The 15,168-nt window shown below is 72.7% G+C and carries 16 protein-coding genes; 12 read left to right on the top strand and 4 right to left on the bottom strand.

The features are described from left to right. Positions 1-63 precede the first annotated feature (63 nt). The 8 genes from ABT369_RS05445 to ABT369_RS05480 are packed head-to-tail and all read left to right on the top strand — an operon-like array spanning position 64 to position 6,785. Positions 64-606 carry a chemotaxis protein CheW gene (locus tag ABT369_RS05445; protein WP_350610465.1) on the top strand — a complete coding sequence of 181 codons (543 nt, stop codon included), beginning with the start codon at positions 64-66 and terminating at the stop codon, positions 604-606. Further along, the gene (locus ABT369_RS05450; protein WP_350610466.1) at positions 603-1,436 is read left to right on the top strand and encodes a CheR family methyltransferase; all 834 of its coding nucleotides are present in this window, start codon (positions 603-605) and stop codon (positions 1,434-1,436) included. Before ABT369_RS05445 ends, ABT369_RS05450 begins: the two co-directional genes overlap by 4 nt. Next, positions 1,429-1,899, top strand: a complete 471-nt coding sequence (locus tag ABT369_RS05455; RefSeq protein ID WP_350610467.1) for a chemotaxis protein CheD — start codon at positions 1,429-1,431, stop codon at positions 1,897-1,899. The genes ABT369_RS05450 and ABT369_RS05455 overlap by 8 nt, the downstream gene beginning before the upstream one ends. Next, complete coding sequence (locus tag ABT369_RS05460) at positions 1,896-2,924, top strand: protein-glutamate methylesterase/protein-glutamine glutaminase (protein ID WP_350610468.1); 1,029 nt, start codon at positions 1,896-1,898, stop codon at positions 2,922-2,924. Before ABT369_RS05455 ends, ABT369_RS05460 begins: the two co-directional genes overlap by 4 nt. Continuing rightward, positions 2,917-3,948 carry a methyl-accepting chemotaxis protein gene (locus tag ABT369_RS05465; protein WP_350610469.1) on the top strand — a complete coding sequence of 344 codons (1,032 nt, stop codon included), beginning with the start codon at positions 2,917-2,919 and terminating at the stop codon, positions 3,946-3,948. Before ABT369_RS05460 ends, ABT369_RS05465 begins: the two co-directional genes overlap by 8 nt. Before the next feature lie 13 nt (positions 3,949-3,961). Then, entirely contained in the window at positions 3,962-4,330 is a 369-nt protein-coding gene (locus tag ABT369_RS05470; protein ID WP_350610470.1) for a response regulator, read from the top strand. Further along, a complete protein-coding gene (locus tag ABT369_RS05475; RefSeq protein ID WP_350610471.1) occupies positions 4,327-4,614 on the top strand; it encodes an STAS domain-containing protein in 288 nt (95 codons plus the stop codon). The genes ABT369_RS05470 and ABT369_RS05475 overlap by 4 nt, the downstream gene beginning before the upstream one ends. Then, on the top strand, positions 4,611-6,785 hold the full coding sequence (locus tag ABT369_RS05480; protein ID WP_350610472.1) for a chemotaxis protein CheA: 2,175 nt from the start codon (positions 4,611-4,613) through the stop codon (positions 6,783-6,785). Before ABT369_RS05475 ends, ABT369_RS05480 begins: the two co-directional genes overlap by 4 nt. On the opposite strand, the gene ABT369_RS05485 is transcribed toward ABT369_RS05480, so the two are convergent. The 4 genes from ABT369_RS05485 to ABT369_RS05500 form a co-directional block, all read right to left on the bottom strand. Continuing rightward, positions 6,692-8,383 carry a methyl-accepting chemotaxis protein gene (locus ABT369_RS05485; protein WP_350610473.1) on the bottom strand — a complete coding sequence of 564 codons (1,692 nt, stop codon included), beginning with the start codon at positions 8,381-8,383 and terminating at the stop codon, positions 6,692-6,694. The genes ABT369_RS05480 and ABT369_RS05485 overlap by 94 nt on opposite strands. Before the next feature lie 80 nt (positions 8,384-8,463). Next, a complete protein-coding gene (locus tag ABT369_RS05490; RefSeq protein WP_350610474.1) occupies positions 8,464-9,000 on the bottom strand; it encodes a class IV adenylate cyclase in 537 nt (178 codons plus the stop codon). Between the two features lie 68 nt (positions 9,001-9,068). Next, positions 9,069-10,013 carry a D-2-hydroxyacid dehydrogenase gene (locus ABT369_RS05495; protein WP_350610691.1) on the bottom strand — a complete coding sequence of 315 codons (945 nt, stop codon included), beginning with the start codon at positions 10,011-10,013 and terminating at the stop codon, positions 9,069-9,071. Next, the gene (locus ABT369_RS05500; protein ID WP_502891707.1) at positions 10,013-12,631 is read right to left on the bottom strand and encodes a family 78 glycoside hydrolase catalytic domain; all 2,619 of its coding nucleotides are present in this window, start codon (positions 12,629-12,631) and stop codon (positions 10,013-10,015) included. The genes ABT369_RS05495 and ABT369_RS05500 overlap by 1 nt, the downstream gene beginning before the upstream one ends. Positions 12,632-12,703: 72 nt before the next feature. Here ABT369_RS05500 and ABT369_RS05505 point away from each other — a divergent pair, with 72 nt between their 5' ends. Genes ABT369_RS05505 through ABT369_RS05520 form a run of 4 tightly spaced genes read left to right on the top strand, consistent with a single transcriptional unit; the run spans position 12,704 to position 15,166 of the window. Beyond that, positions 12,704-13,120 carry an AraC family ligand binding domain-containing protein gene (locus tag ABT369_RS05505; RefSeq protein ID WP_350610476.1) on the top strand — a complete coding sequence of 139 codons (417 nt, stop codon included), beginning with the start codon at positions 12,704-12,706 and terminating at the stop codon, positions 13,118-13,120. Beyond that, entirely contained in the window at positions 13,117-14,001 is an 885-nt protein-coding gene (locus ABT369_RS05510; protein WP_350610477.1) for an NAD-dependent epimerase/dehydratase family protein, read from the top strand. The genes ABT369_RS05505 and ABT369_RS05510 overlap by 4 nt, the downstream gene beginning before the upstream one ends. Further along, positions 13,989-14,741: an SDR family NAD(P)-dependent oxidoreductase gene (locus ABT369_RS05515; RefSeq protein ID WP_350610478.1), complete on the top strand. Its 753-nt coding sequence runs from the start codon at positions 13,989-13,991 to the stop codon at positions 14,739-14,741. Before ABT369_RS05510 ends, ABT369_RS05515 begins: the two co-directional genes overlap by 13 nt. A 17-nt stretch (positions 14,742-14,758) precedes the next feature. After that, on the top strand, positions 14,759-15,166 hold the full coding sequence (locus ABT369_RS05520; RefSeq protein ID WP_229835708.1) for a carboxymuconolactone decarboxylase family protein: 408 nt from the start codon (positions 14,759-14,761) through the stop codon (positions 15,164-15,166). Positions 15,167-15,168: the final 2 nt, after the last annotated feature.

Below are 15,168 nucleotides of genomic sequence, written 5' to 3' on the forward strand. Positions count from 1 at the left end.
ACCGGCCCCGGCGCGCCGATCAGCCGGAAGGACGGGATCGTTTCGCACAGAACGGGCAGGCCGGTGAGTGTCACCCATACCGCCACAGAGGACGCGGAGCACCCCGGCGGTCTCGAGGCCGGGCGATACCTGACGTTCACGCTGCACGGCGAGGCATACGCGCTGGACATCTTCCACGTCATCGAGATCATCGAGTACCGGACGCTGACCGCGGTGCCGATGGCGCCCGACTTCGTGCGCGGGGTGATCAACCTGCGCGGACGGGCGGTGCCCGTCGTCGACCTGGGCATCCGGTTCGGCCAGGGTGCCACGGCCGTCGCCCGGCGCACCAGCATCATCATCGTGCGCAGCGGTGACGCCGGCGGCACCGACGGCCAGGACGTCGGGATCCTCGTCGACATGGTGAACAAGGTCGTCGGGTTCGGCCCCGGCGACGTCGAGCCGCCGCCGACGTTCGGCACCGGCATCCAGCCCGAGTTCATCAGCGGCATGGCCCGCCGCGAGAACGACTTCATCATCGTGCTCGAGCTGGAGCGGGTCCTGTCGCCGGCCGAGTTCGCCGCGCTGTCCCGGGCCGGCCGCGAGGCGCCGGACGACGGCCCGTGACGGGGTCGCTGGAGGCGCCACCGGAGATCACCGGCGCCGACTTCGCGGCGATCAGTGCGCTCCTGCAGCAGCGTACCGGCATCCGGCTCCAGCCCGGCAAGGAGACGCTCGTCATGGGGCGGCTCAGCAAGCGGCTGCGGCAGCTGGGGGTCGGCGGCTACGACGAGTACGTCCGGCTGCTGCACGCCCCCGACGGCCGCGAGCTGCGGCAGGCGATCGACCTGCTCACCACCAACGAGACGTCGTTCTTCCGCGAGCCGCAGCACTTCGACTACCTGCGCGACGAGATCGTGCCCGCGCACCGGCCGGGGCGCATGTTCCGGCTGTGGAGCGCGGCCAGCTCCAGCGGCGAGGAGGCGTACACGGCCGCGATGGTCCTGCTGGAGCGGCCCCCGTCCGGCGGCTGGGAGATCCTCGGCACCGACATCTCGACCCGGATCGTGACCGGGGCGCGCCGCGGGCTCTACCCGCTGGAGTCGGCCGGGCGGATCCCGCTGGAGCTGCTGCGCCGGTACTGGCTCAAGGGCCGCGACGAGTACTCCGGGCTGATGGCGGCCGGCTCGACGCTTCGGGAGCGGGTCGCGTTCCGGCACGCCAACCTGCTCGACGACCTGAGCGACCTGGGCCTGTTCGACGTCATCATGCTGCGCAACGTCATGATCTACTTCGACCAGCCGACGAAGGTGGCGCTGGTCGCGCGGCTGCAGAAGATGCTCTACCCCGAAGGCCACCTCGTCGTGAGCCTGTCCGAGACGCTCAACGGCATCCCGTCGCGGCTGCGGATGATCCGCCCGTCGATCTACCGGCTCCCGGCGGGCACCCGTGACTGACGACGTGTTCCTGTACCCGGGCGGGTTCCACTTCGCGCACGCCGGAACCAGCATCTCGACGCTGCTGGGCTCGTGCGTGGCCGTCTGCCTGTGGCACCCGCGGCGGCGCATCGGCGGCATGTGCCACTTCATGCTGCCCAGCCGCCGCCGCGGCCCGGACACGCCGGGCGACGGCCGCTACGCCGACGGGGCGTTCGAGCTGTTCCTGCGCGAGCTGGCGCGGACCGGGACGGGGCCCGCGCAGTACCGGACGAAAATCTTCGGCGGCGGCGCGCAGCTGACCGAGGGCCGGGTAGCCGGCGCCAACGTGGCGGCCGGGCTGACGCTGCTGGACCGGCACGGCTTCGCGGCCCCGACGGGGGACGTCGGCGGCGGCGGGGCGCGGTTCCTGCGCTTCGACCTGGCCACCGGCGACGTATGGGTGCGCCGCAACGAGCGCTTCGAGCTGGACGTGGCGTCGTGAGCATCCGCACGCTCATCGTGGACGACTCGGCCGTCGTGCGCCAGGTGCTGTCGGCCGTGCTCGGCGCGGCGCCGGGCATCGAGGTCATCGGCGCGGCCTCCGACCCGCTGCGCGCCATGACCCTGATGCAGCGCATCTGGCCGGACGTGATCGTGACGGACATCGAGATGCCGGGCATGGACGGCGTGGCGTTCGTCAAGCAGGTGATGTCGACCCGGCCGACGCCGATCGTGGTGTGCTCCTCGCTCGTCGGCCCGGGCGCCCGGGCCGGGCTGGAGGCGCTCGCCGCGGGCGCGGTCGCCGCCGTCGCCAAGCCGGCGAGCGGTCTGAAGCGGTACCTCGAGGACGACAGCGGCCACATCGTGCCGGCCGTGCGCGCCGCGGCGGCGGGCACGGCGCGGCGCCCGCAGCGTCCGGCGGCCCGCCCCGTGGACCCGGCCCGCACGCCCCACCGGGCGGAGCGGCGGATCGTGGCGATCGGCACGTCCACCGGCGGCACCCAGGCGCTCGAACGCGTCCTCACCGCGCTGCCGGCCCGCCCGCCGGCCGTCGTCGTCGTGCAGCACATGCCGGAGAAGTTCACCGCCGCGTTCGCCGAACGGATGAACGCGCTGTGCGCGGTCGAGGTGCGCGAGGCCGTCGACGGCGACCGGGTCCGTGACGGCCTGGTGCTCGTCGCGCCAGGCGGCCGGCACCTGGAGCTGCTGAGCGACCCGCTGGCCGGCTACCGGGTGCGGGTCTTCGACGGCCCGCCGGTCAACCGGCACCGCCCGTCCGTCGACGTGCTGTTCCGCTCGGTGGCCAAGGCGGCGGGCCCGGACGCGCTGGGCGTGATCATGACCGGTATGGGCGACGACGGCGCCCGCGGCCTGCTGGAGATGCGCCGCGCCGGCGCCGCGACCGTCGCCCAGGACGAGGCAACCTGTGTCGTGCACGGCATGCCGAAGGAGGCCGTGGCGATCGGCGCCGTCGAGCGCGAGGTGCCGCTTCCCGCGATTGCAGAGGTGATCCGTAACCATGGCTGAGGTCTTGTACGTCATCGTGGCCCTGCTGGTGGGCCTGGGGATCGGCTTCGCGGCCGGCCGTCGCCGCCCGGCACCGCCGCCGTCGCCCGGCACGGCTCCGGACGCGTTCCGCCGCGGCGTCGGCGAGTTCGCCGAGGCGGTGGCGCCGGTCTGGTCGGCCCAGATCGAGTCGTCGCGGGCGCAGATGGAGTCCGGGATCGGCGCCGTCACCCAGCAGTTCAGCCAGATCGTCGACAACGTCGACGCGGTCCTGGCCTCCTCGGCCGACGCGCTCGGCCCGCACGGCGGCGGCGCGGGGTCCTTCGACCGCGGCCGGGAGCGCCTCGGCAACGTCGTGCACACCCTGGACAACGCGATGCGGGCCAAGCGCCAGGCCGTGCACGATCTGGCCGGGCTCGCCGGGTTCAACGACGAGCTCAAGCAGATGACCGCCGACGTGGCCCAGATCGCCGCCCAGACGAACCTGCTGGCCCTCAACGCCTCGATCGAGGCGGCCCGGGTCGGCGCGGCCGGCGCCGGCTTCGGCGTCGTGGCGCTGGAGGTCCGGCGGCTGGCCGACCGGTCGCTGCAGACGTCGGAGCAGATGGCCGAGAAGGTCGGCGGCATCGGCTCGGCCATCGCGGGGGTCCTGGCCGGTGCGGAGGGCGACGCGGAGCGGGAGAGCGTCGCGGTGGCCCGGGCCAACGACGACGTCCAGGAGGTCATCGACGACCTGCAGGAGGTCGTCAACCGGTCGCGGGAGTCCTCGCAGCGGCTGGAGCGGGCGGCGGTCGAGATCCGCTCGTCGGTCTCCGACGCGATCGTGAACCTGCAGTTCCAGGACCGGGTCGGCCAGGTGCTGCAGCATCTGGAGGACAACATCAAGCGCCTGCCCCGCCACGTCGCCGAGGCTCCGGACGCCGGGCCGCAGGCGCGGACGCTCCTGTCCGAGCTCGAGCGCACGTACACCATGCAGGGGGAGCTGCAGGCGCACCGATCCGGTGCGGTGACCGAGGTGCCCACCTCGGAGATCACATTCTTCTAGGAAGGCGGCACACATGTCCAAGACCGTTCTGATCGTCGATGACTCGGCCTCGGTACGACAGGTCGTCACGATCGCGCTGAAGGGCGCCGGCTACGAGGTCATCGATGCCGTCGACGGCCAGGACGCGCTGCGCAAGCTCGTCGGCAAGCGGGTCCACCTGATCATCTCGGACGTCAACATGCCCAACATGGACGGCATCACCCTCGTCAGCGAGGTCCGCAAGCAGCCCGACCACCGGTTCACGCCGATCATCATGCTGACCACCGAGTCGCAGGAGGAGAAGAAGCGGCAGGCGCAGGCGGCCGGGGCGAAGGCGTGGGTCACCAAGCCGTTCCAGCCGGCGCAGATGCTCGCCGCCGTGTCGAAGCTGATTGCTCCGTGACCGGCCCGGTGCCGGCCCGGCTGGAGATCGAGGGCGAGCTGACCATCATCTCGGCGGCCGAGCACCACGAGCGGCTGCTGCGCTTCCTCACCGGTGGCCCGGACCTGGAGATCGGGCTGTCGGGCGTGATCGAGCTGGACACCGCCGGGCTGCAGGTGCTGCTGATGGCCCGGCACGAGGCGCGGCGGCGGGACCTGCGGCTGCGGCTGACCGAGCACAGCCCGGCCGTACGCGATGTGCTGGCCCTGGCGTGGCTGACCCCGGACCTGGAGGCGGCGGCATGAACGACGACGACTTCCGCGATGCCCTGGACACGTTCCTCACCGAGGCCCGCGAACTGGTGCAGGACTTCGAGGAGGGGCTGCTGGAGCTCGAGTCCGCGCCCGACGGGCCGGAGGCGGTCCGGGCGCTGTTCCGCGCGATGCACACGCTGAAGGGCTCCGCCGGGCTGTTCGGGCTGAACCACCTGGTGTCGTTCACCCACGTGCTCGAGTCGGTCCTCGACGAGCTGCGCGAGGGCCGGCTGCAGGTCAGCGCCGGGCTGGTGAGCGCGCTGCTGCCCTGCGCGGACCACATCACCGCCCTGGTCGACGGGGTCGCCGAAGGCCGGCAGGAGTCGACCGCGGCCGAGCAGGAGGTGAGCGCGCGGCTGCTCGCCGGGCTGGCGCCGTTCCAGGCCGGCGCCGTGTCGCCGCCGCATCCGGCCCCGGCCCCGCCGTCCGGGCCGCGCACGTGGCTGCTGAGCATCCAGTTCGGGCCGGACTGCCTGCGCAACGGGATGGATCCGCTGTCGTTCGTGCGGTACCTCGCCAGGATGGGTACCGTCACCCGCCTGGTGACCCGCACCGACGCCCTGCCACGGGCCGACGAGGCCGACCCCGAGGTGTGCTACCTCGGCTTCGACCTGGAGTTCACGAGCGACGCGTCGAAGGCCGACATCGAGAGCGTCTTCGAGTTCGTCCGCGACGACAGCACGATCCGCATCCTGCCCTCCGACGAGGCCGCCGAGCTCATCGCGGCGCTGGAGGAGGAGGACCGGCTCGGCGACCTGCTGCGCCGCGGCGGGGTCGTCACCGACCGGGAGCTGGCCGCGGCGCTGGCCAAGCAGCACGCGGGGGAGTCGGCGGGCCGCCCGCTCGGCGAGATCCTGGTCGAGGAGCAGATCGTCCAGCGGCCGGTGGTCGAGGCGGCGCTGAGCAAGCAGCGCAAGACCGCCGAGGGCCGGGTGCAGGACACCCAGACGATCCGGGTGTTCGCCTCCCGGCTGGACAAGCTCATCGACCTCGTCGGGGAGCTGGTGATCGCCCAGTCCGGGGTCGCGCTGGTCGACGGGCACTCCGAGGAGCAGGCGCACGTCCTGCGGCTGGTCGAGGAGGTCCGCCACACCGCCCTGTCGCTGCGGATGGTGCCGATCGGCACCACGCTGCGCCGCTTCGAGCGGGTGGTCCGCGACGTGTGCGTCGAGCTCGGCAAGGACGTCGACCTGGTCATCACCGGCGGCGACGCGGAGATGGACAAGGCGCTCGTGGAGCGCATCGGCGACCCGCTGACGCACCTGGTGCGCAACGCCCTCGACCACGGCATCGAGACCCGCGCGGAGCGCGAGCGGCTCGGCAAGCCGCCCCGGGGCCGGCTGGCGCTCAACGCGTCGCACGACGCCGGCAGCATCGTCATCGAGATCTCCGACGACGGCCGCGGGCTGGACCGCGAGCGCATCCTCGCCAAGGCCGTGGAGCGGGGCCTGGTCGCGCGCGGCGACACGCTGAGCGACCAGGAGGTCTTCGCCCTCATCTTCGAGCCGGGCTTCTCCACCGCCGAGACCGTGTCCAACCTCTCCGGCCGCGGCGTCGGCATGGACGTCGTCCGCGGCGCCGTCACCGCGCTGCGCGGCAGCATCGACGTGCAGACCACCCCCGGCGCCGGCACGGTGATGCAGATCCGGCTGCCGCTGACCCTCGCGATCATCGACGGGTTCCTGGTCTGCGCCGGCGACACGCACTTCATCGTCCCGCTGGACCGGGTCGTCGAGTGCGTGGAACTGCCGGCCGGGGCCAGCGGCCGGCAGTTCATGGACCTGCGCGAGCAGGCGCTGCCGTTCGTGCGGCTGCGTGAGGTGTTCGGCCTCGGCGGGCAGCCGCCGCGCCGGCAGAGCGTCGTCGTCATCGAGCACGCCGGGCAGCGTGCCGGGCTCGTCGTCGACCAGCTCCTCGGCCAGTCGCAGACGGTCATCAAGCCGCTCGGCAAACTCTTCCAGGACGTGCGGTGCGTCGGCGGGTCGACGATCCTCGGCAACGGCAGCATCGCGCTGATCCTCGACATCGACGCGCTGGTCTCGCAGTACATCGCGCGCGACCGGCGTGCTCAGAACCGGTCGAACTTGCTCTCGTCGATGGCGGACATGTCCTCGGCCGAGCGGCTCGCCCCGGCCGGGACCAGCGCGGGCGCCGGGCGCTGAGCCCGGCCGTTGCCGCCGCCGGCGTAGTGCGCACCGCGCTCGTAGGAGGCGGGCAGCGCCGGGGCCCGCCCCGCCCGGCCCGGGTCGGTGACGAAGAACGTCATCATGTCTTGCAGCTGGTGGGTCTGCGCCGCCATCTGCTCGGCGGTGGCGGCCAGCTCCTCGCTGGACGACGCGGTCTGCTCGGTGACCTTGCCGATCTGGGTCATCGCGATGTTGATCTGGCGCACGCCGGTGGCCTGCTCGCTGCTGGCCGCCGCGATCTCCTGCACCAGGTCGGACGTCCGGGTGATGCTCGGGATGATCTCGCCGAGCAGGCTGCCGGCCCGCTCGGCGGTCTGCACGCTGCCGGCCGCGAGCTGGCTGATCTCCTGCGCGGCGACCTGGCTGCGCTCGGCGAGCTTGCCGACCTCGGTGGCCACCACCGCGAAACCCTTGCCGTGCTCGCCGGCCCGCGCCGCCTCGATCGTGGCGTTGAGCGCCAGCATGTTGGTCTGGAACGCGATGTCGTCGATGATGCTGATCTTGCTGGTGATCTGCTTCATCGCGTCGACGGTGCGCTGCACCGCGTCGCCGCCCTGGTCGGCCTCGGTCGCGGCCTGCGTGGCGATGCCCTCGGTGGTGGTGGCGTTCTCGCTGTTCTGGCTGATGCTGGCGGTCATCTGCTCCATGCTCGCGGTGGTCTCCTCGACGCTGGCCGCCTGCTCGGTCGCGGCCTGCGACAGGCTCTGCGACGCGCCGCTGATCTGGTTGGAGGCGTTGGCGAGCTGGTGCGTGGAGTCGATGACCGTGCGGACCGTCTCGGAGAGCCGGTCCAGGGCGCTGTTGAGCGCGGTACCCATCCGGCCGACCTCGTCCTGGCTGTTGACCGCCAGACGCTGGTCGAGCCGGCCCTGCGCGAGCCCGGTGAGCACGGCGACGGTCTCGCGCAGCGGGCGGGACACGGCCCGGACCACCACCGTCACCATGCCGAACGTGACGACGATGGCGACCAGGGTCAGCGCGAGCAGCAGCAGCCGGGCGGTGCCGTAGTCGCGCTTGGACTCGTCCAGCGCGGCCTGCGCCGCGGCGTTCTGCCGCTCGACCAGGCTGCCGATCGCCGTGGACAGGCGCTGCGCGATCGGGTCGACCTCCTCGCGGCTGATCCGGTTGTACTCCGTGTAGTTGCTCGCCCGCGCGGCCGGGATCGACTTGCCGTTGAGCACCTTCTGGTACTCCGACCAGGCGGCCTCGAACGCGGCGCGGTCCGCCTTGGCGGCCGCGTCGGTGTCCTTGGCCGTGTACGCCTGCCAGCTCTGGTTGAGCCCGGCGACCGCGTCGGTGACCTTCTGCTCGGCGGCCGCGGCCTCGGCGTCGCCCTGGGCCAGGGCCAGGCCGCGGACCTGGAAGCGGACCTGCAGATAGTCCCCCGCGACGTCGTCGAGGATCTGCACGGACTGCAGGTTGCGGTGGTACAGCGCGTTGAGGCGGTCCTGGCTGCCGCCGAGGTAGAACAGCCCGATCAGGCCGACGGCGGCCAGCAACGCGCACACCACGATCGCGACGATGCGGAGTTTCCACGCGACGGACACGTTGCGGAATGCGGACCCGATACTCACAGCTGCTGCTCCCCCCGGACGGCGCACTTCAACCGCACCAATCGGACCGGGCCCGCCTCACCTGAGCGTTCTGCCGGCGGTCATGTGAAGCGGACATGCCGATGATCGCCGAGTTCGATGCCGTACCGCCTGTAGACCTTGGTGGTGTTCTCGCTGGTCAAATCTTGCTCGTCGTAGCCGAGGATGGCGGCGATACGTCGGACTTCTTCGGGCGATGCTGCTTCGATCTCCAAGTACGGTGGGATCATCGGCCACTCGTCGATCTCGAGCTGTGCGCCCTGGAGGACGAAGCTCGCGCGGCGGTTCTCCTGGTAGGACTTCGGACGGAAGCCCAGGAGGCCGAGCAGTTCGTTTGCCGCGTCGAGGTCGTCGACGGTCACCTCGACCTCGTTGGTTCCGTCGATGCCGTCGTGCCGGATCTCCTTGACGGCGAGGGTCGTCTTCGTGCCGTTGTCACGCAGACGGACCCACCTGCTCTGATCGGCAGGGTCGATGTCGTATACGTAGCGCCGTTGGAGCGTTGGTTCGCCGACCGCCTCTCCGCCTTTCGAGCGGATCAACTCAGCCGTAGCGGCAGGATCGATGTCGAGCACCTTGGCTTCGTACTCTGCGGGCACCCGGGCCCCCTCTCAGGACACGCTCCGGATTTGCTTGAACCAGACCGTGCGACCGTACGGGAACCGGTTCAATAGCCCGCTTCGCGGTCCACCATCGCGGCCAGCGGCGCGCCCGCGGCGAAGCGGCGCAGGTTCTCGGCGGCCGTGTCGAACGACCGGCGCCGGGACTGCCGGGTCGTCGAGCCGTTGTGCGGCGTCACGATGACGTTCGGCAGATCCCACAACGGGCTGCCGGCCGGGAGCGGCTCGACGTGGTGGGCGTCGAGGCCGGCGCCGGCGATCCACCCCTCGAGCAGCGCCCGCTCGAGGGCCGACTCGTCGGCGACCTCGCCGCGGGATACGTTCACGTAGTAGGCGGTCGGCTTCATCGCCCGGAACTCGGCCTCGCCCAGCATGCCCCGGGTCTGCGGCGTGAGCGGCGCGGTGACGACGACGGCGTCGCACTCGGCGAGCATCTCCGCGACCCGCTCCGGCGGGTACAGCGCGTCGACCTCGGGCGTCTCGACGGGCGTGCGGCGGGTCGCAAGGACTCGCAGGCCCAGGCCCCGGGCGATCCCGGCGAGGTGCCGGCCCGCGTGGCCGAGCCCGACCAGGCCGAGGGTCCGGCCGGCCAGCTCGCCGTGCATCGCCGGGTCCCAGCGGTGCTCCCGCTGCGCCCGTGCCCAGTGCCAGCCGCCCCGGTCGAGCAGCAGGAGCAGTAGGACCGCGTGCTCGGCCAGCCCGATCGCGCCGTTGCCGACCGACGCGGTCAGCGTGACGTCGGGGCGGGCGGCCAGGCCGGGGGTGAAGGCGTAGTCGGCCCCGGCCGTCCAGAGGTGGATCCAGCGCAGCGCCGGCGCGGCGGCCAGCTCGGCGTCGGAGATCCGGCCGATGACCGCGCCGACGTCGCCGAAGCCGACGGGCTCGCCGTCGGCCGGGAAGCGCAGCTCGAGCCCCGGGCCGGCGGCGTCGCGCAGCTCCTGCCGCTCCCGCTCGTCCAGGCCGAGGCCCCGCACGACGACGGGGGTGCGCATCACCGGGCCGCTCCGGCCGGGTGCGGCGCCGTCGCCCGGTGCCGGCCGGGGCCGAGGCGTTGCGGCGGTACCCCGTCCAGGTCGAGGACCGCCGTGGTGCCGGTCGGCACCGTCGTGTCGACCTCGATGCCCTCGGCCGTCAGGCGCCACGCGATGGCCGCCTCGCCATACGGCGTGATGTGGCGCGCGGAGGCCGACGTCAGCCCGCCGCCCGGGCGGGGCCGGAACAGGATCTCGCGGTAGCCCGGCGCGGCCGCGGCGAGCCCGGCGACGACCCGGTGCATCCAGTCCGCCACGGCCCCGAGGGCGTAGTGGTTGAACGACGTCATCTGGCCGGGGTTGACCGTGCCGTCGGGGAGCAGGGCGTCCCAGCGCTCCCACACCGTGGTCGCGCCCTGGGTGACTGCGTAGAGCCAGGACGGGCACTCCCGCTCGAGCAGCAGGTCGTAGGCGGTGTCCAGGTGCCCGTTGGCCGACAGCGCGTCGCTGACGAGCGGCGTGCCGACGAACCCGGTCGCGATGCGGTTGCCGGCCTGGGCGACGAGCTCCGCCAGCCGGGCGGCCGCCGCCGCGCGCTCGGCCGCATCCGGGACGAGGTCGAACGCCAGCGCGAGCGAGTAGGCGGTCTGGGCGTCGCTGGTCATCCGCCCGTCCGGCCGCACGTACTGGGCGGCGAAGGCCTTGCGGACCGCCTCGAACAGGTCCGCGTAGTGCGCCCGGTCGTCGGCCCGGCCGAGCAGCTCGGCCATCCGGGCCGCGGCGCGGGCCGAGGCGGCGAAGTACGCGGTGGCCACGAGGTAGCGGTCCGTCGTCGCGTCGGCCGGGTCCTCGGGCGGCGCGGCCGGGTCGAGCCAGTCGCCGAGCTGGAACCCCTCGTTCCACAGGTGGTCCGGGCCGGCGAGGCGGTCGATGAGGTCGACCCAGCGCCGGGCGCTGTCGAACTGCCGCTCGACGAAGGCCAGGTCCCCGTAGCGGTCGAACATCGTCAGCGGCGTCAGTGTCGCGACGTCGCCCCAGGCCGCGCCGGGCCGGATCGGCGTCCACATGTACTTCGACGGGATCACCGGCACGTACCACGGGATCGTGCCGTCGGGCAGCTGCTCGCGGGCCACGTCCTGCAGCCAGCCGCCCAGCATCCCGGACACGTCGTAGAGGAACGCCGCCGTCGGCGCGAAGACCTGCAGGTCACCGGTCCAGCCGACGCGCTCGTCGCGCTGGGGGCAGTCGGTGGGAATGTCGAGAAAGTTCCCCCGCATGCCCCAGACGACGTTGCTGTGCAGCTGCTCCAGCATCGGATCGGAGCAGGCGAACCAGCCGGTGCGCTCCAGATCGGTGTGGTAGACCCGGGCCACGATGTCGCCCGCGTCGACGGCGGCGTCCAGGTCGCCCGGCCAGCCGGACACTTCGGCGTAGCGGAAGCCGTGGAACGTGAACCGCGGCTCCCACTCCTCGGCCCCGCGCCCGGCCAGCGTGTAGTTCTCCGTGGACCGGGCCGAGCGCAGCGGGCGGGTGTACAGCTCCCCCTCCTGCAGCACCTCGGCGGTCCGGATGCGCACCGTCGTGCCCGCCGGGCCCTGCACCCGGATCCGGGGCCGGCCGACGAGGTTCTGCCCGAAGTCGAGGATGCGCGCGCCGCTCGGGGCGGTGAGCACGGCGACCGGCGCGACCTCCTCCGTGCACCGCACCGGTGGGCCGCTGGGCGCCCGCAGTACCGCCGGATCCTGCCGGTGCACCGCGACCGGGGTCCACGTTGCGTCGTCGAAGCCGGGCGACGACCATCCGGGCTGCTCCTCCCGGGCGTCGTAGTCCTCGCCGTCGTAGTTCCCGGTCCGGATGATCGGGCTCGGCGCGGCCCGCCAGGACGCGTCCGTGGCCACCGTCTCGGTCCGACCGTCGTCGTAGCGCAGTTCGAGCTGGGCGAGCAGGGACAGGTCCGAGCCGAAGAGGTTGCGGAACCCGCCGCGCCAGCCCAGGCGGCCGCGGTACCAGCCGTCGCCGAGCCACGACCCGATGGCGTTGCCGCCCGTCCGCAGCAGCGGCGTCACGTCGTACGTGTAGTAGCGCAGGTGCTTGGCGTAGACGGTCCAGCCGGGCGACATGGCGTCGTCGCCCACGCGCCGTCCGTTGAGCTCGACCTCGTACAGGCCGTGCGCCGTCACGTAGAGGCGCGCCGAACGCAGCCCGGCACCCACCTCGAACTCGCGTCGGACCAGGGAGGGGCGCCGGTCGTCGGAGTCCGGGTCCTCGTCCCACGCCGCACCCACCGGCGCGGCCACCCAGTCGCCCGGCTCGAGCAGGCCGGCCTCGAGTTCGGTCGGCTCCGACCACGGGCCGTAGACACCGTCGGCGCCCGCGACCCGGACGCGCACGGTGGCCCGCTCCCGGGACGCGAGCGGGGCGGACGGCCACGGGACGAGGATCTGTTGGGACGTTTCAACGCGAACCTCCTCGACGGTACCGCTCCGCGTGACCTCGAGTTGGTATGCGTGCTGATCCCAATGCGGTTCCGCCGTAGTCGTCCACGAGACGCGCGGAGCGGGCTCGCCGATGCCTCGGGGCTCGCGGTGATGTTCGATCCGCGGCGCGGAAGGCGTGCCCGGCATGCGTTGCCCTTTCATCGAAACGGCTGGGGGACCGAACTGTAACAACAGTTCTTGACACGTTTCAACCGGCGAAACAAGATGGACCCCGTGCCGATCTACACCCCCTCGGAATGGCTCAACGATGCCACCCGTCCGTCCGCCGCCTCGTTCGGCTCCGCCGGGCGGTTCGCCGTGCCGCTGCACGGTGGCCGGTTCGACCGCCACTTCCACGACACCTCGGAGCTGTGGTTCGTGGCCGAGGGGCGGGCGAAGATCCTCGTCGACGGGGCCGAGCGGTACGTCCAGTCCGGCGACATCGTGCTCACGCTGCCGGCCGACGAACACGACTTCATCGAGGTCTACGAGACCGTCCGCGGCTTCTTCGTGGAGAGCGCGGGCGGCCGCGGAGGGCACCGGCACACCGACCCGGGGCTGGCCGCCGGTCACGACGTGCTCACCCGGCCGCTACCCGGTGATTTCCCAGCTCGTTACGGGGACGGGGCCTCACGGGAGGGGACGGCATGAGGATCGCGGTCACGGGTAGCTCCGGCAAGCTCGGGCGGGCCACCACCGCTCGGCTGCGCGACGAGGGGCACGAGGTGCTCGGCCTCGACCGCGGCGGCGAGGCCGGTTCCGGCTTCACCCGCGTCGACCTGACCGACTACGGCCAGGTGCTCGACTCGCTGCTCGGCGTCACGGCCCGGCACACCGGGCTGGACGCGCTGGTCCACCTGGCGGCCATCCCGGTCAACGGCCTGGTGCCGGACGCCACGACGTTCCACAACAACATGGTCGCGTCGTTCAACGTGCACTTCGCGGCGCTGCGCGCGGGTCTGCGCCGGATCGTGTTCGCCTCGAGCATCACCGCGATGGGCTTCCCGTTCGACCAGGCGCCGCCCGCGCTGCCGGTGACCGAGGAGCACCGGGCCGCCCGGAACACCTACGGGCTGGGCAAGGTCCTCGAGGAGACGATGGCCGAGCAGCTCGCCACCTGGCAGCCGGAGCTGTCCATGACGGCGCTGCGGTTCACCAACGTCGTCGGCCCCGGGGAGTACGGCGGGTTCGCCCGGGCGTCCGACCCCGGCTACCGCCGGGACCTGCTCGGGTCCTACGTCGACGCCCGCGACGGCGCGCTGGCCGTGTCGCTGGCCCTGGCCCGGGACGAGCCGGGCCTCGCGGTCTACAACGTCGCGGCGCCCGACACCGGCCTCGACATCCCGTCGGCGGAACTGGCCGCGCGGTGGTTCCCGGGCGTCCCGGTCGCCGCCGACCTGGGCGAGTTCGAGTCGCTGATGTCGACCCGGAAGGCCCGGGACGAACTGGGCTTCACCGCCGTGCACCGCTGGCGGGACGAGTACCGCCCGGCGCGAGCCGGCCGGCCGAAGGAGACGAATTGGGACAGCTAGAGGGCCGACGGGCGATGGTCACGGGGGCCGCGGGCGCGCTGGGCGCGGTCATCTGCGAGGTCTTCGCGCGCGAGGGCGCGGACGTCGGCGGGCTCGACCTCAACGCGAGCGGCCTCGCCGCCACCGGCGAGCGGGTCCGGGCCGCGGGTCGCGAGTGGGCCGGCGCGGCCGTGGACCTCACCGACTTCACCGGGGTTCAGGAGGCGACCGCCGGGCTCGTCAGCCGCCTCGGCGGCGTCGACATCCTGGTCAACTGCGCCGGCGGCGGGGCGGTGAGCTTCTTGCACGAGATGAGCCCCGAGACCTGGCGCACGCAGATGGCACGCAACCTCGACCAGGTCTTCAACGTCACCCGGGCGGTGCTGCCGACCATGCTCGCCGCGCGGTCGGGGCGCATCGTCAACATCGCCTCGATCGCCGCGGTGTCGGGCGGCCGGCTGGTGCGCGGGGCGACCGCGTACGCGGCCGCGAAGGCCGGCGTCGTCGGGCTCACCAAGGCGCTCGCCATCGAGGTCGCCGAGCAGGGCGTCACGGTCAACGCGATCGCGCCGGGCGCCCAGGCGACGCCGGGCCGGGACCGGGACACGCCGGAGCGGCGCGAGGCCCTGCTCGACCAGATCCCCACCCGGCTGCTCGGCGAGCCCGAGCACCTGGCCGCGGCGATCGTGTTCCTGGCCGGCCCGGCCGGGGTCAACGTCACCGGCGTCGTGCTGCCGCTCGACGGCGGCCACTCCATCTGACGACCGGGAGGTCAGCTTTGAAACGGTTCGAAAAGGGCGCGCACTGGTTCGAAGAAGTCTACGGCGCCGGCAAGGCCGACGGCCTGGTCGAGATGCAGACCGGGCTCGCCCAGGACCTGGCGCGCTTCGGCGTCGAGTTCAACTTCGGCGACATCTACTCGCGCCCGGGTCTGACGCTCGCCCAGCGGGAGCTGCTGTCGCTCGCCTCGCTGGTGACGATCGGCGGCCTCGAACCGCAGTTGCGCGGGCACACGCGGGGCGCGATCCGGGTCGGCTGCACGCCGACCGAGATCCTCGAGACGGTCATCCACGTGGTGCAGTACTGCGGCTTCCCGAAGGCGCTCAACGCCATCCGGGTGGTCACCGACCAGCTGATCGAGCTGGGCGTGGAGATTCCCCCGGCGCTGGGGGAGGGTGGGGAGTGAGC

The organism is Dactylosporangium sp. NPDC000244 (assembly GCF_040300725.1).
Taxonomy (GTDB): domain Bacteria; phylum Actinomycetota; class Actinomycetes; order Mycobacteriales; family Micromonosporaceae; genus Dactylosporangium.

What these genes read in the sequence shown, in the direction of transcription:
- ABT369_RS05465 (WP_350610469.1), top strand. Translation starts at nt 2,917, where the DNA reads ATGGCTGAGGTCTTGTACGTCATCGTGGCCCTGCTGGTGGGCCTGGGG.
- ABT369_RS05495 (WP_350610691.1), bottom strand. Translation starts at nt 10,013, where the DNA reads ATGCGCACCCCCGTCGTCGTGCGGGGCCTCGGCCTGGACGAGCGGGAG.
- ABT369_RS05510 (WP_350610477.1), top strand. Translation starts at nt 13,117, where the DNA reads ATGAGGATCGCGGTCACGGGTAGCTCCGGCAAGCTCGGGCGGGCCACC.
- ABT369_RS05470 (WP_350610470.1), top strand. Translation starts at nt 3,962, where the DNA reads ATGTCCAAGACCGTTCTGATCGTCGATGACTCGGCCTCGGTACGACAG.
- ABT369_RS05480 (WP_350610472.1), top strand. Translation starts at nt 4,611, where the DNA reads ATGAACGACGACGACTTCCGCGATGCCCTGGACACGTTCCTCACCGAG.
- ABT369_RS05500 (WP_502891707.1), bottom strand. Translation starts at nt 12,631, where the DNA reads ATGAAAGGGCAACGCATGCCGGGCACGCCTTCCGCGCCGCGGATCGAA.